The 14,822-nt window shown below is 54.7% G+C and carries 10 protein-coding genes; 2 read left to right on the top strand and 8 right to left on the bottom strand.

Annotated elements, in window-relative coordinates; genetic code table 11:
• Positions 1 to 51: 51 nt before the first annotated feature.
• On the top strand, positions 52 to 627 hold the full coding sequence (locus GRO01_RS04195; protein WP_062508985.1) for a TetR/AcrR family transcriptional regulator: 576 nt from the start codon (positions 52 to 54) through the stop codon (positions 625 to 627).
• Positions 628 to 787: 160 nt separating this feature from the next.
• On the opposite strand, the gene GRO01_RS04200 is transcribed toward GRO01_RS04195, so the two are convergent.
• The 8 genes from GRO01_RS04200 to GRO01_RS04240 form a co-directional block, all read right to left on the bottom strand.
• Positions 788 to 2,269, bottom strand: a complete 1,482-nt coding sequence (locus GRO01_RS04200; protein ID WP_083541348.1) for a carbohydrate porin — start codon at positions 2,267 to 2,269, stop codon at positions 788 to 790.
• 132 nt (positions 2,270 to 2,401) lie between these two features.
• The gene (gene cyoD / locus GRO01_RS04205) at positions 2,402 to 2,707 is read right to left on the bottom strand and encodes a cytochrome o ubiquinol oxidase subunit IV (protein ID WP_062508983.1); all 306 of its coding nucleotides are present in this window, start codon (positions 2,705 to 2,707) and stop codon (positions 2,402 to 2,404) included.
• Positions 2,704 to 3,375, bottom strand: coding sequence for a cytochrome c oxidase subunit 3 (locus GRO01_RS04210; protein WP_062508981.1), 672 nt, complete (start codon positions 3,373 to 3,375; stop codon positions 2,704 to 2,706). Before GRO01_RS04210 ends, cyoD begins: the two co-directional genes overlap by 4 nt.
• Positions 3,372 to 5,420 carry a cbb3-type cytochrome c oxidase subunit I gene (locus GRO01_RS04215; RefSeq protein WP_083541347.1) on the bottom strand — a complete coding sequence of 683 codons (2,049 nt, stop codon included), beginning with the start codon at positions 5,418 to 5,420 and terminating at the stop codon, positions 3,372 to 3,374. The genes GRO01_RS04210 and GRO01_RS04215 overlap by 4 nt, the downstream gene beginning before the upstream one ends.
• A gap of 31 nt (positions 5,421 to 5,451) precedes the next feature.
• Positions 5,452 to 6,408, bottom strand: coding sequence for a cytochrome ubiquinol oxidase subunit II family protein (locus tag GRO01_RS04220; protein WP_062508979.1), 957 nt, complete (start codon positions 6,406 to 6,408; stop codon positions 5,452 to 5,454).
• A gap of 405 nt (positions 6,409 to 6,813) precedes the next feature.
• Positions 6,814 to 9,228 (bottom strand): ABC transporter ATP-binding protein/permease, encoded by a 2,415-nt coding sequence (locus GRO01_RS04225; protein ID WP_231490251.1) that lies wholly within the window; start codon positions 9,226 to 9,228, stop codon positions 6,814 to 6,816.
• Positions 9,225 to 10,187: an ABC transporter permease gene (locus GRO01_RS04235; RefSeq protein ID WP_062508978.1), complete on the bottom strand. Its 963-nt coding sequence runs from the start codon at positions 10,185 to 10,187 to the stop codon at positions 9,225 to 9,227. Before GRO01_RS04235 ends, GRO01_RS04225 begins: the two co-directional genes overlap by 4 nt.
• Positions 10,184 to 11,812: a TIGR04028 family ABC transporter substrate-binding protein gene (locus GRO01_RS04240; RefSeq protein WP_062508976.1), complete on the bottom strand. Its 1,629-nt coding sequence runs from the start codon at positions 11,810 to 11,812 to the stop codon at positions 10,184 to 10,186. Before GRO01_RS04240 ends, GRO01_RS04235 begins: the two co-directional genes overlap by 4 nt.
• A gap of 706 nt (positions 11,813 to 12,518) precedes the next feature.
• Here GRO01_RS04240 and GRO01_RS04245 point away from each other — a divergent pair.
• The gene (locus tag GRO01_RS04245) at positions 12,519 to 14,807 is read left to right on the top strand and encodes a TonB-dependent receptor plug domain-containing protein (protein WP_231490249.1); all 2,289 of its coding nucleotides are present in this window, start codon (positions 12,519 to 12,521) and stop codon (positions 14,805 to 14,807) included.
• Positions 14,808 to 14,822: the final 15 nt, after the last annotated feature.

Here is a 14,822-nt window from a genome sequence, read left to right on the forward strand (position 1 = left end):
ACGGGGTTGTCAAGGACGATGACGGGCCGGGTGACCGGGAGAGGACAAGGCATGACGCTGCACAAGGCGAAGAAGACGTATCATCACGGAGACCTGCGGGCAGGGCTTCTATCCTCTGCGCGAATGCTTCTTGAGGAGCAGGGGATTTCGGCGCTCGGCCTGAGGGCCATCACGCGACATGCCGGTGTGTCTTCAGCAGCTGCGACGCCGCATTTCGGGAACCTGATGGGGTTGCTGAGTGCTCTTGCGACAGTAGGTTACGAGGAGCTGGCTGCGGCTCTGGAGCCCGTTCTGGAAGAGGGTGCGCATGCTGTGGGGCTGGTTTATGTGCGGTTTGCCATTCTCAATCCCGGCCTGTTCACGCTGATGTTCCGCAGTGACGTGATCGACCGGAACGAGCCCGCACTGGCTGCGGCCCGGGCGCGGACATCGGGGATGCTGACCCGGTTGATCGACAGTCTTGGCGGGCAGCAGCCGCAACGGACGCAGGCTGGAACGCGCGCCGCCCTGTGGGGAAAGGTTCATGGGCTGGCCGTTCTGGCGATTGATGGATTTCTCGATGTATTGCTGAGCAGTCAGGGCGAGGGCCTGTCTCTTGAAGACCTGCTTGAGGATGCGCTGAGATAGCAAAATCACGGTGCACGGCGACAGAATTTATTGCTTGGGTCGTGTTGGAAAAATACCTGTCAGTCTGGGGATAGATCTGTTCCACTAAGCTACCATCGTCCGGTATCCAGTAACTCAGCTCCAACCTTAACGTGATAACTCTGTTGTTAAACAAAAAAGACTAAAAAGTTACATTGGTTCGCAACCCGAACACGAGTGCATTCGGGTAAGATGAGACTGCATTTGGCCGTATAATGTATTGTATGTTTGGCATCATGATCAGACCTTTTGTCAGAGTCGCTGCGTAATCAAACTCAAGATCGACTTCGTTTGACTGGATACCCGGGGTTACCTTTCCGGTTTTTGCAGCGGTTATTGCTTCCGATCCGCCAATCCTTGAATTGATCTTGCCATAAAGTGCAAGAAAATTGATCTGGTCCATTTTCCGTCCTGGAATGAGACCGGTTGTAGAAACTCCACCAAAACCAAACCGATCGATCATTGCCGTTGCGCGGTCTGACCATACGAAGCCGCCTAAAAGGACAATGCCACTAGTGGTGCCCGGGCCCGTGCGATAGATCATCTGGTCCGCGAGGGCATAGATCTGGGTAATACCTCGCTTGGTTTTACCGACTGTCGGCGTGGCACCAGCGGCTATCTGGCTCTGGTAAAGGTAATCGGGATGGGATGCCGTATCGAACATACCACCAATTTTGTAATGACCAGGCAATCCATGTGGGCCTGACCAGGGCGTAAATCCGATCTCAAAGGGGAACAGGACGCCTGTTGCTTTTGAAGTACTCCAGTCCCATCCGCTGGCACCGATCAGGTTGGACGTATCTTCTTCGAAGGCCCCGCCCTGTATGTAGACATTATGCAAAGGCCGAACCCTGATATGGCCTCCCCATGAGCTGTACGGGAAAATCTGATAGCCACCGCCACTGGTACGGGAATTGAGAAAGAGCGATTCAGGATTGGGGCAAAGGCCCAGATTCTGGAAGCCGCAATAGAGATCTGAGGCGGCAAAATCGGTTCCGGCCAGCATACGGCCAACCATGATATTGACGCGGCCCTGAGCTAAAGACTGTTCGAATGTGAAGTAGACAAGACGGGCAACGTCCCCCCCACCTCCCCATATTTCCTGCACATCAAACAGATTGCCTAGAGCACTGCTGAGGTTGTTTCCCTCACGGTTGACCATCAGGAAATGCGTGCTGAGGCCTTTGATATGGGCGATCTGATACCAGTCCAGATCAGCGCCTATGGAAATCTGATGGGCATATGCACCTGTTTGCCGCATCCCTCCGATAGGGTTTCCGGCGGCTTCGGCAAGATAATTCAGGTAAGGATGAATGCCGTGCCGATGCAGAAAAGGCAGGATTCCGCCCCAGTCGCCAAGCAGATGGGCTGTCTGATAGGGGCTCGTGCCCGGCACAAGAAATGTGGAGGGTTGTAGCGGGCGGACAAGCATCGCGGCTTGATCCGGTGTTTCAATCGCTTCGTTCTGGGGGCCTTCCTTGGCCGCCTGTGCAAAGACGGTTTCCGGATCAGGGGCGGCCTGGGCCGTTGCGGGTGGCATCATGTTCATCCAGACCGCGAGCCCCAGTAGAAAGGATAGCCCTTTTCCATGGAAGCCAGATCGCTGTGTCCGGATAAAAGTCATAGGCAGCCTTCCTGTCCCTGATATTTCAGCAGACGGTTCGGACGGACATAGGTTCCTGACAGGAATACTAAAAAAAATCTAAGAGAAATGGTGCGTGTTAACTGAGCCTGATGTTCAATATGTCATGTACTCCTACATCATCATTGAGTGCTGATTGCCGATAATCCAGAGCGTACCGCCTGCCATCAGAAAGATGATGAGGACGGTAAACAGAATCAGTTGCAGGTCGTCGCGGTGAGAGCGCTTCAGGTCAATATGCAGGAAATAGTAGAAATGTACGCAAACCTGCACAATGGCGCTCAGTCCGATGGTCCACAATAAAGTGCTGCGCGATATGGTCCCAGTGGCCAGCAGTCCAAACGGGATGGCTGAAAGGAACAGGGCAAGAGCAAACCCTGTAATGTACTGATGACGTGCCTGTGTTGATTCCCGGTTCATGGTGCCAGTCCCAAAAGATACACGAAGGAAAAGATTCCAACCCAGATGATGTCCAGGAAGTGCCAGAACAGGCCGAGGCGAAGAATTCGCGTCTTGACGCAGCTGTCGAGGCCAAAGACCCGCAACTGGACGAGCATGACCACAAGCCAGATGCAGCCCACCGTTACATGCAGTCCGTGCGTGCCGACCAGAGCGAAAAAAGATGAGAGATAGCCACTGCGCGACGGGAAGCCGCCCTTGGAAATCATTTCGCTGAAATCATGTATTTCGAAACCGAGGAAAACCAGTCCCAGAAGCAGGGTAACGAAAATCCATAATCCGGTTTTGCGTGCTGAAGCGTCGTATTTCATGGACAGCGTTGCCATGCCGAACGACAGGCTGCTGGTCAGGAGAACGACTGTTTCAATGGCTGTGCTGCCAAGATCGAAAAGCTGGTGAGGGCCCGGGCCGCCTGCCAGCGAATTCAGCATCGTTCCATAGGTCGCAAACAGCATCGAGAAGATGACCAGATCGCTCATCAGGAAAATCCAGAAGCCGAACAGCAGTTCTTCCGCTGCGTCATGGGCTTGAGGATCGTGCTGGTGCAGGTTCAGGCCGGGATGACGGGACGAACTGCCCTGTTCATCGGAGTGGGCGCCGTGTGAAGCAGCGGATGTCAGGCCGGTCATTTCAGCGCTCCTGCGGCACGCCCGCGATTCAGATTGGAAAATTCGGCTTCAACCGGAACTGGCGACGTTTCATGCACGGCTTTCAGCCAGCGTGTTTCGATGTCACGGACTTCATCAGCGCTGATGGTCTGTTCTGTATGGCGATTGAAGCTGCGAGCAATTACCCCGCCGGCAAAGACCAGTATCCCCAGAACGGCCAGCCACCAGATATGCCATGTCAGCGCAAAGCCTGTTGCAACCATGGTCATGCATGTCACCGGGCCCAGAGGGGAATTGGCAGGCAGGGTAATGGGCTCGTAGGTGTCGGGCGCGTGGTAGGCATGGCCATTGCATTTATCGACATAGAACGCATCGCGATCATCGAATTTCGGAAGGGTTGCGAAATTATATTCCGGAGGAGGGGCGGAGACGGACCATTCCAGCGTCCGGCCGTCCCAGGGGTCACCGACAAAGACATTGGTGGCATGACGTTCACGGACACTGACAACAAGTTGAATAACCATGCAGATCAGGGCGCCGGTGATGAGCAAAGCACCGATCATCGCCACGATTGTATAGGGCAGATAAACAGGCTCGAAATATTCCTGACTGCGCCGTGGCATGCCAAGCATTCCCAGTGCGTAGAGCGGCATGAAGGCGAAGACAAAACCTATGCTCCAGAGCCAGAAAATGGCTCGGCCCCATTTTTCATGCAGGCGGAAACCGAATGCCTTGGGGAACCAGTAATGATAGCCGCTGAGCATGCCAAAGAGCAGGCCGGGGATGAGCATGTTGTGGAAATGCGCCACCAGAAACAGCGTATTATGGACCTGATAGTCAAATCCCGGATTAGCCATAAGGACGCCAGCGCCACCACCAACAGCAAACAGGATCATAAAGGCACTGGCGTATAACATCGGCACGCTCATGCGGATGCGTCCACGATACATCGTCAGCATCCAGTCATAGATTTTCACACCGGTCGGGATGGCAATGAGCATGGTTGCGATGCCGAACACGGCATTGATATCGCCACTCTGTCCCATGGTAAAGAAATGATGGACCCAGACGGTAAAAGACAGAACGGCAATGGAAACCGACGCCCAGACAAGAGACGTATAGCCGTATAGGGTTTTGGAAGAAAATGTCGCAATCGTTTCCGAATAGACACCGAATGCCGGAAGAATAAGAATATAGACTTCCGGATGTCCGAACAGCCAGAACATGTTGATGTAATTCATCATGTTCCCGCCCTGTCCGTTGGTGAAGAAATGCATGTCGGCATACCGGTCCAGGGCAAGCATGAGTGTGGCAACGGTCAGCGGCGGCATGGCGAAGATCATCAGGATCGACACGCAGAGCGCTGTCCAGCTGAAGAGGGGCATTCTGAAAAGATACATCCCCGGTGCGCGTTTCTTGTAGATTGTCACGGCGAAATTGATGCCGGTCATCGTATTGCCGATGGAGCTCAGCGTCAGAGCCCAGATCCAGTAATCGACGCCGACGTCAGGACTAAATTGCAATTCGGTATAAGGGGGGTATCCGCTCCATCCGCCTGTCGAGAATTTGCCGAGACACAGAGAAATCATCATCAGGGCAGCGCCGGATGCGGTGAATGCCAGGCTGATGGAGTTCAGCAGGGGATAGGAAACATCGCGCGCTCCGATCTGAAGAGGCATCGCGAAATTGTAGAGCCCGATCAGGAACGGCATGGCCATGAAGAAAATCATGATGGTGCCATGCGTCGTAAAAAGCTGCGCGAAATGTTCGGGAGGCAGAAAGCCTGAAGATCGATAGCCAACAACCTGCTGTGCCCGCATCAGGACAGCCTCAACGATGGCGCGTGCCAGCATGACGAATGAGACCACGATGTACATGATGCCGATGCGTTTGTGATCGAGGCTCGTCAGCCACTTCGACCATAACGCAGGCCATCCGCGTATCCGGGTGATAAACCCTGCTACTCCGATCGCGCCGATGACGACGATGGACGCGGCAAAAGTCGCGATCAGGCTGTAGAACGGAAATGCGCCGTAGCTTAGTTTTCCGAACAGAAATGAAGTCATGGCATGGCCACTTTTAGAGCGGGATGAGGGATCATTGCGGAACCGTGATTTGAGAGACAGGTGGCTGGTGGACGTGATTGACAATGTTTCGGAAAAAATCAGGCGGCACGTTGGCAAAATGCAGGCCCTGAGGCTGTAAAGGATCGGAAGGGGGCATCTGGTCCTTGGTGAGCATGGACACGGCCTGATGGTCGTTCCCATCCCGAAGCAGGGTCCGGTAGGTTGCGTCGTTCAGGGCAAGGGGACTCTGATGGGCGGTCGTCACCCAGTTTCTGAATGCCGCGTCGGGCAGGGCGATCACCGTAAATTTTTCGTCCTGAAAACCCATGCCGTTAAACTGGGTGTTTTCACCAAGATAGCGGCCTGGCTGATCGGCCCGGAGATGAAGCGTGGTCACCATTCCGGCCATTGCATAGATCTGGCTGCCAAGAGCAGGGATAAAAAATGACTGCATGCTTTTGTCGCTGGTTAGTGAAAACCTGACCTCGCGACCGACCGGGAGGGCCAGTGTATCAAGGCTCGCCACATGTTCAGCCGGATAGATGAACAGCCATTTCCAGTTCAGGGCGACAACCTGAACCTCCAGTGGTGACGTCTGGGAATTGATGGGTGTCTGGGGACTATAGCGTCGTTCCGCGCCCCAGATCAGGATTGCGAGCATCAGAACGATAACAGCTGGAATGCCCCATACGAGATATTCCAGCGAAAGCGTATATTGCCAGTCTGGACGATAAGGGGCGTTTTTGTTTCCAAGACGATATCGCCAGAGGCAGAACGGAACGCCCACCAGGACCGGCAGAATGACAATGGCAAGCGCGATGAGAATGACTTCAAACCAGTGATGCTGCAGAGCAGCAATAGGCCCGGCAGGTGCCAGGAAGGAAATTCCGGCAGTCTCACATCCGCTCAGGAATAAAAGGCCCAGGGGAGAAAAAAGAAGAACACTTTTGCCTAGACTACCGGCATCTCTGGGATCTGGGCCGATCATGTTTCCTCGTTTTCATTATGTCGTTTTATGACAAACAACAAAGGATACAGGTCGTTTCCATAAAAATTGAAAAATAGAATTTAATATTTCAGTATGAACGAATACACTTCGGTAATTACTTGATATGGAAATCCATGTCTTCGTTATGAAAAGAAAATTTCAGGCTCAGGACTCATGGCCAGAACATAATGGTTGCAGCAAGGCAGGCACCTGAGAAGAAGACGATCCGGCGTCTGTAGTAGTATGTTGCGAGACGCTGCCACTCCTTAATCTTTCCGGAATAGCCTGACGGGAGTAGAGCAAGTTGCCACACGCTATGGCAGATTTGCGATCACCTCCTTCACTACAATCTTGGATTTTTTTGCGAATTCGGAGCTTGAACATTTTGGAAATATTGTCATTCCTTTAAAAAACTGATCTCTGCGCTTTAGAATGTTTTTGTCCTGGAATGGATTGGAGCAATATCTGCGTATATGAGGAGGCAGGTTCCCTGAAAATTTGTTCCGCCTCCCCATATTCCTCCTGTTTTCCATATCGGATGATGGAGAGCGTATCGGCAATCTGTCTGACAACGGCCAGATCGTGAGAGACGAACACGAAGGTCAGATTGAGTTCTTTCTGCAATTCGGACAGAAGTTCCAGAATCCGGGCCTGCACTGTCACGTCCAGTGCGGAGACGAATTCATCCAGCACAAGGATGTCAGGTTGGGCTGCCAGCGCGCGCGCTAGGGCAACGCGCTGACACTGGCCGCCGGATATTTCCGAAGGATAACGCTCCAGAAGGGTCAGCGGCAGATGCACGCGTTCCAGAAGGTCATGGAGACGTGCCTGACGCCAGGTCTGCCCTTCAGAAAAATAATTGCGCAGAGGCTCTTCAATAATGCGACGGATTGTCAGTCGTGGATCCAGAGAACTCCAGGGGTTCTGATAAACGAGTTGCATGTTCCGCAGACGCTGTCGGCGTTCTTCGGACGTCTCGGAGAAGATGTCTTTGCCATGAACATGAACTGAACCGGATTGCGGGGGGATGAGCCCCATCAGGCATCGCAGGAGCGTCGTCTTGCCGGATCCTGACTCTCCAATAATACCGTGCGTCGTTCCGGGCTGCACGTCGAATGAAATGTGACTGACAGCAGTTCGTGAGCCATATGCGATCGTAAGATCTTTAACCTGAATGGTCGGTTGCGTGCCTGAAACAGGGCGATCCGGCGTTGCTGAACGTGAATGGAAAGCAGGAGAATCGGCGAGCAGCTTTCTGGTATAAGAAGACCGAGGATTCTCGAACAGATTACGGGTCGTGTTCTGCTCTGCGATCTGGCCATGCCGTAGGACGATCATGTCGTGCGCGCGATCCCGTGCAACGGCCAGGTCGTGGGTGATCATCAGCACAGAGGATCCGCTTTCTTCCCGCAGACGGTCAAGCAGGTCCAGAATTTGGCTCTGAATGGTGACGTCCAATGCGCTTGTCGGCTCATCGGCAATGATGAGCGGAGGGGCAAGGGCTACGGCAATGGCAATGAGTACGCGCTGCTTCATGCCGCCTGACAGCTCGTGTGGGAACTGTGAAAAGCGACGTTCGGGTTCGGAAAAGCCAACATGCTCCAGAAGGTGCAGGACGTGTTCCCGTCTTTCTGACCGACTCTGGGACGTATGAAGGCGAAGCACCTCTTCAATCTGCCTGCCAACGGGAAGACGCGGATCAAGCGAGCTGGAGGGATCCTGCGGAATAAAGCCGATCTGGCGGCCGCGGATGGCATTCAGGCCGCGTGGTGTTGTGTCTGGAAGGGAGATGCCGTTCAGGGTGATGGTGCCGTGCATAAGGCGGGCGCTGGGCGGCAGCATTTGGATGATCGCTTTGGCAATGGTTGATTTTCCCGACCCGGATTCCCCGATCAGCGCCAGCGTCTGACCGGGCAATGTCTGGAAAGAGATGTTTTCCACGGCCGGTTTCCCGTCATAGGAAATGCCCAGATGACTGACATCGAGAACAGGACGCTGCGTGTTCATGGCTGATGTCCCCTCGGGCGTGTCATGGCGTGGCTGAGGCGGTTGGTTGCAAACGCGACGGTCAGCAGGGCCAGACCGGGAAAGGTAGTCATCCACCAGGCGGTCGCCAGATAGTCGCGGCCTTCCGCAATCATCAGTCCCCATTCCGGCGTTGGAGGGGGGGGCGCCATAGCCAAGGAAGCCGAGCGTGGCGAGGGAAAGGATCGCCATGCTGTAACGCAGAACCGCCAGTCCCAGAACCAGGCGGAACGCATTGGGAAGGAAGTGCCACCAGATCAGACCCCCAAATCCCGTTCCCGACAGGCGCGCGGCCTCAATATAGGGCATGGCGCGCAAACTGCGGACCAGATTGCGGATGATCCGTGCAAAGCTTGCGGTCTGGCTGATGCCGACGGCTACGGCGGCATGAACGGGGCCGAAACCTGTCAGGATCACGACGGTCAAAGCCAAAAGCAGTTCCGGAATGGAGAGAAGCACGTCAATGATGCCTGAGAGCGCCGCATCCACAATCGGAGTGGATAGGGCTGCCAGGCCGCCGATGAAAGCGCCGAAAACCACGCCAGTCAGGGTTGCCAGAAGCGCCGCTGGCAGCGTTTCCCGTGCTCCATAGACGATGCGCGTCAGAACATCGCGGCCGAGCTGATCTGTTCCGAACCAGTGCGTCCAGTCAGGGGCCAGAAGATGGTCTTTTGCAACGCCTGTTGCGGGATCACTGTGGGTCAGGGCGGACGGGAAGAGAATTGCCAGTCCGAAAACAGCAAGAACCCCGATGGACAGGATGCTTTCCGGGCCGGGGAGGAAGAAGCGCTTCATGGTCCGGATTTTTCCTTCCATCCTGCTGAGGAACGCAGGCTCGGATTGATCAGGGGAATCAGGAGGTCAACCATCAGATTGGCGGCCACGAAGCCTGTGGCGCCGATCATGACAACAGCCTGCAGGACCGCGACATCCTGTCCGGACACAGCATCGCGGGTGAGACGTCCCAGCCCGTTCAGCCCAAAAATGGTTTCTGTCACGATGGCCCCGGCAATCAGTTCACCGAAGGAAAGACCGGCCATCGTCAGGCACGGTGTGACGGAATTGGGCAGGATATGCCTGAAGAAGACGGATCGCTGACTGGCGCCCTTGGTGCGGATGGCCATGACGAAGGGCAGTCTTCCGGTTTCCTCGATCTGCTGAAGCAGAAGCTTGGCCTGTGGAGCTGCGATCGGCAGACTGACGGCAAGGGCCGGAAGAATGACTCCCTCCCAAGGGCCTACGCCCACCACGGGCAGAAGACGAAGTTTGAAGGACAGAACCTGGATGATGAATATCCCTGACCAGTAGAGGGGGATTGCGCTCCAGAATCCGGGGATCGCCTGAAAAGCCTGACGCAGCGGGCGAGCCGGAAGAAGGCTGGCTCCAACGGCAATCAGGAGCGTCCAGACAAGCGAGAGGATAAACCCCACCACGGCCAGGCGCAGGGTGACGGGCAATGCGGCTACGATCAGGGTCCGGACAGGCACGCCGAGTTGGACGGAATATCCGAAATCTCCGTGAAGCATGCGCAGGATGGTATGGAGATACTGGAACACGGGGCTTGAAGATCCGCTGTAGAGAACGCGCATGGCTTCGATCTGCTCGGGGGAGAGGCCAAGCTCGGGATCCATGAACCGAACCATGACGGCATCGCCAGGCATCATCTGCAGCAGGAAGAACGTCACCGTGAAAGCCCCCCACAGGATCAGAAGGGCACGGATGAGCTGTATGCCGGTATGTCGGAGGCTGCTCATGGACGGTTCAGTTCCACATTCTGAAAGACAGGCCGTCCAACGGCTTCGAATCCGAGGCCCATCAGGTTTGGAGAGGTGGCATAGACCTGTGGCTCCTCGAACAGCGGGATGTCATAAGCCATGTCGATCAGGTATTCCTGTACCGCAACGACCTGTTTCAGACGTTCGGCGCGATCGGTTTGGGAGGCGATATCGAGCAGCATTGCGTTCAGGGTCTCGTCCTGAAAATGCTGCACCTTGTTGCTCTGCCCCCCTTTCTGCAAAAGGGTATCCCGGTTTCTGGGGAAAAACTCGCTTTTCAGCACATCAGGATCTGCCCGGCCGACTTCCGAAACAGTCAGTGGGGTTCTCTGCGGGTCAAGGTTGTCGAGCAACACACCTGCGGCCGAGCCAGACATGATGTCGAGTTCAACGCCCAGCCGGCGCCACTGCTGCGCCAAAAGCTCAAGCATTGTCTTGTTCTGCGGATGAGGGAGAGAGATGTGAATTCCAAGACGCAGCGGATGACCGTCCTTGTAGCGCAGGCCGTCTTCGCCGCGTCTCCATCCCGCGCTATCGAGCAGTTGACCGGCAAGGACCGGATCAAACTTCAGTTTCTCCGAAAGATCCACAAATCCGGCAGCTTTCGACGACAGCACGGAACGTGCCAGAGGATAGTTCTCTGAATAGAGAACAGTAACGATTTCCTGTCGGTCGGTTCCGTGCAGCAGGGCTTTGCGAACGCGGATGTCCCTCACAAGGGGGTTGTCGGGACGAAAGGCGATGCCGGTGTTTACACCACGGGTCGAGGGCGCATGGAGACCGTATCCGGCGTGTCTGATCTGTTCTTCATCATACGCCTCGACCTGACGGATGATATCCGCCTGACCAGCCAGAAGTGCACCGACACGGATACTGTCTTCTGGCACGATCAGAATCTTGATCTGGTCCGTCTTTGCCCGGGCGGGACGGTTTTCCGGCCCCCAGCTGTAATCCTTGCGGGCAGAAAGATCGACTTCCTTGCCCGGAATATCTGCCGACACGATGAAGGGGCCGGAGCCGATGATGTTGGTGGCTGTTCCCAGTTCGTCAAAAGAGTGATGCAGGGTGCCCGGTGAGACGATCCCCGATCCCAGAACGGAGGTGGCCTGCAGGAAGCCGGGCGCGGGATGGGTGAAGTGAAATCTTACAGTGAGAGGATCAATGACCTCTGCGCGGTCGAAATTGCTGATCGCCTCTGAAACAGGAAAATGCAGCGCTGGGTTACCTTTTCCATAGGTCTGGTAATTCAGGGCCACGGCCTGCGCATCAAGCGGTGATCCATCCGAGAACGTGACACCGGAACGGATATGGAACGTGTATTCCGTATCATTCTCATTCATGGACCAGTCCGTTGCCAGCCATGGCCTGATTTCCAGCGTCGCAGGGTCCTGCCAGGTCAGACGGTCAGTAATCTGGCTCAGAATTCCACCATTGGGATAAAATCCTCCAGCGGGAGGATAAAGGTTCGTGTGCTCCTGCGGGTCCAGATACGTGATGGTTCTGTTTCGGGAATGACTTTCTGCGCCGGGCATGGAAAGCGCGCAGATCAGCACAAACAGGCCCGCGGGCAGCGACCGGAGAGGTGAGGCAGCGGGAACCGGCATTTTTACCTTCGCAATGATGTGGTTGCAGGCAGAAAGAGGAGCATAATTAACATTAGATATTAGTGTTAATTAATAATATGCTATCTTGAAATGATGATTATGGACAAGGGCTGGCAACAAAATCAGAAAAATTTCCTGTCTGTTTCAGGTGTGACACGCTCCTTTTTGGCCATGGTGCATAGAAAAATCTTTGGTTTTGTAGGGTATTTATAAAAACTAAAACTAATAGTTAATTGAAATTAATAACTTGCAACGATGTTTTTTGTGTACCAGAAATTATTAGGAACTTTTCTCTCTAGTGATTCGTTGCTAGAATAACATCATTCTTGGTAGTGAAATAGAGATGCTGTACAGACGGAGTTATGATCGCCTGCAGTATGCAGGCATACGTCCTGTGACGCTTGCTACCACCCTGCTTCTGTCTCTGGGCGTAGCGCCTGTGGCTGTCGCATCGGATGGAACAAAGCATACCGATGATGAACGGTCGGTCCGGAGAAGTCATAAGGAAAGTCGCAAGACTGCTGAGGTGGCGCAGGCACGTCCTGAAGGCCATGTATCTGCACGTCAGACGCTTCCTGGGGCAGAATTACATCCCGTTAGCTCGAGGGATGTGGAAGATCACGGCGCTGTAGAACAGGTCGTAGCCAGGGGAAGTAGGGAGAATGTTGCTTCTGCTTTTCGGGTCTCCACACCCACGAAAAGTACGGTGCGGGTTGCGACCGTGACGGGGACCCAGCTTCTTCAGACCGGGCAGACCAATGTCATCGCGGCATTGCAGCAGACATCCCCGGAGCTTAACGCGCCTCCGGGTGGGGGTGGGGGCGCCTATTCCACGACCCCAACCCAGACTGTCATTCTGAGGAACCTGAACGCCGATGAGACCCTCGTTCTGGTCAACGGCGTCCGGCGCCATATCAGCGCCATTGGAAATTGGGGAGATGGCCCTGCGAAGGGGACCCAGCCGGCGGATCTGAGCCTGATTCCCCTCAGTGCAATCGACCATATCGAGATCATTACGGAGGGTGCTACGGCTCTTTACGGACAGGATGCCATCGGAGGCGCCATTAATATTGTTCTCAAATCCGGGGCCAGAAATGGCGGAACCGTCAATCTCATGAACAGTGGATATTATGCTGGAGATGGTCAGGCCGTTGAGGCTTATGGCGATATTGAACGCAAGATAGGCAATCAGGGCGGCGGTATCGATATCGCCTGGCAGGTTCTGAACCAGCTGCCCAGTCATCGTGATGCCCTGAATACGGCCAATCTCTACTCCCTGCCGCAGGATGCGGAGATGCAGCGCCGCGTCGGGCAGGACGTCAATCGCGTCGAAGGTGTCAGCAAATCTCTTGCGGAAGTGTTCAGCTTTAACGGGCATATCCCCATTACAGATCAGGTGGAGGGCTATGCGACCGGAACGCTGGCGCATCGTTCGACGGATCGCATCGGGTTTTTCCGTGGCCCAGCCAACAACAATACGACACGCGAGCTTTATCCGAACGGATATTCGCCAATCGAAATATTCGATGAGCTGGATTTTCAGGTCAATGGCGGCCTCCGTGGTGTTCTTCATGACGGGCTGGCCTGGAATACCTATGCGTCCTTTGGTCGTGAGCGGGTGAACGAAGATGTTGAAAATGATGAAAACCCGACGTTTGGTGTTGATAGTCAGACGAATTTCCATCAGGGCCAGCTGATTGCATCCGAACTGATCGGCGGCGCAAAGTTCTCGAAAAAATTCGATGTTCCTCGTCTCGCCAAACCTGCGGAACTGAACTTTGGTCTTGAGTACCGGCACGATACCTATCAGATCGGTCAGGGTGACTATCAGTCCTGGGCGACCGGTCCCGTGCTTGTGGGGCAGACGGGCGTTCAGCCAAGCTCCGGAGCAGCGGGCTATGCCGGGTTTGAACCTCAGAATGCTGGCAACTGGTCACGTGATATTTTCGACGGGCACGTTGGATTGGACCTGTTCCTGACGAAAAAATGGGAAATGACGATTGGGGGGCGCGCTGTCAGCTATTCCGATAAGGGTGCGGCGCCGACCGGCTCCATCGGGATGCGGTATAATTTCAGCAAACGTTTTGCGCTGCGTGCCAGCGTCAACACGGGTTATCGTGCGCCCACTCTGGGGGCCGTTCATTACAATGCGACATCCACTGGTCCGGGGCAGGTGACAGAAAATCTTTCGTCATTCGATCCCGTCGCCAGGCTTCTGGGTGCCACGGGCGTTAAGGGTGAGACCTCCCGCAGTTACGATATCGGGTTCGACTGGTCTCCGCTTGATGCGCTTCATCTGTCGCTGGATGGCTATCGTATCGATATCAACGACCGGATTGAGAGCACCACGGAGTTTTCCGGAACCCAGATGAACGAATTCCTTTACGCACAGGGCATTACGAGCAGCCCGACGGACAGGATATTCGTCAATTACATGACCAATATTGGCAATACGACCACTAATGGTTTTACGGCCAAGCTGAGCTATCAGTTTCCGCTTGCGGCGCGTTGGGGTGTGCTGATCGGAAGTGTGCAGGCCAATGTGGCTGATACGGAAGTCACCCGCTACGCTGCCACGCCCGCAGTTCTGCAGCAGTTGGGGCAGACCTATTACGACAGCCTTTCGCGCAACAATCTTCTGAGGGCTTCTCCCAAGAACAAGGAGTCCTTTGCCCTGAACTGGTCCAAGGGACGGTATAATGTGTACGTGCAGGAGCAGCGTTATGCCGGGGTGGAATGGATCAACTACAGCGGCGATCCGTCCTCGACCTGGACGCATATTCGTCCGCAGGTTCAGACCAATATTGCGTTCAGTGCGCAGATGGGACACGGTTTTACCCTGACGGCGGGGGCCAACAACCTGTTCAATAAATTTCCGACCCGGGTGAAGGAGAGCACACTCTCTGAAACCCAGGGAACCATCAAGTATCCGACGACCGCTCCTGGCGGATATGAGGGCGGATATTACTATGCGAAGGTCGGATATGTTTTTTGATCCTCCCTTCCATTT

The sequence above is a fragment of the Gluconobacter roseus NBRC 3990 genome (assembly GCF_006538885.1).
Lineage (GTDB): Bacteria > Pseudomonadota > Alphaproteobacteria > Acetobacterales > Acetobacteraceae > Gluconobacter > Gluconobacter roseus.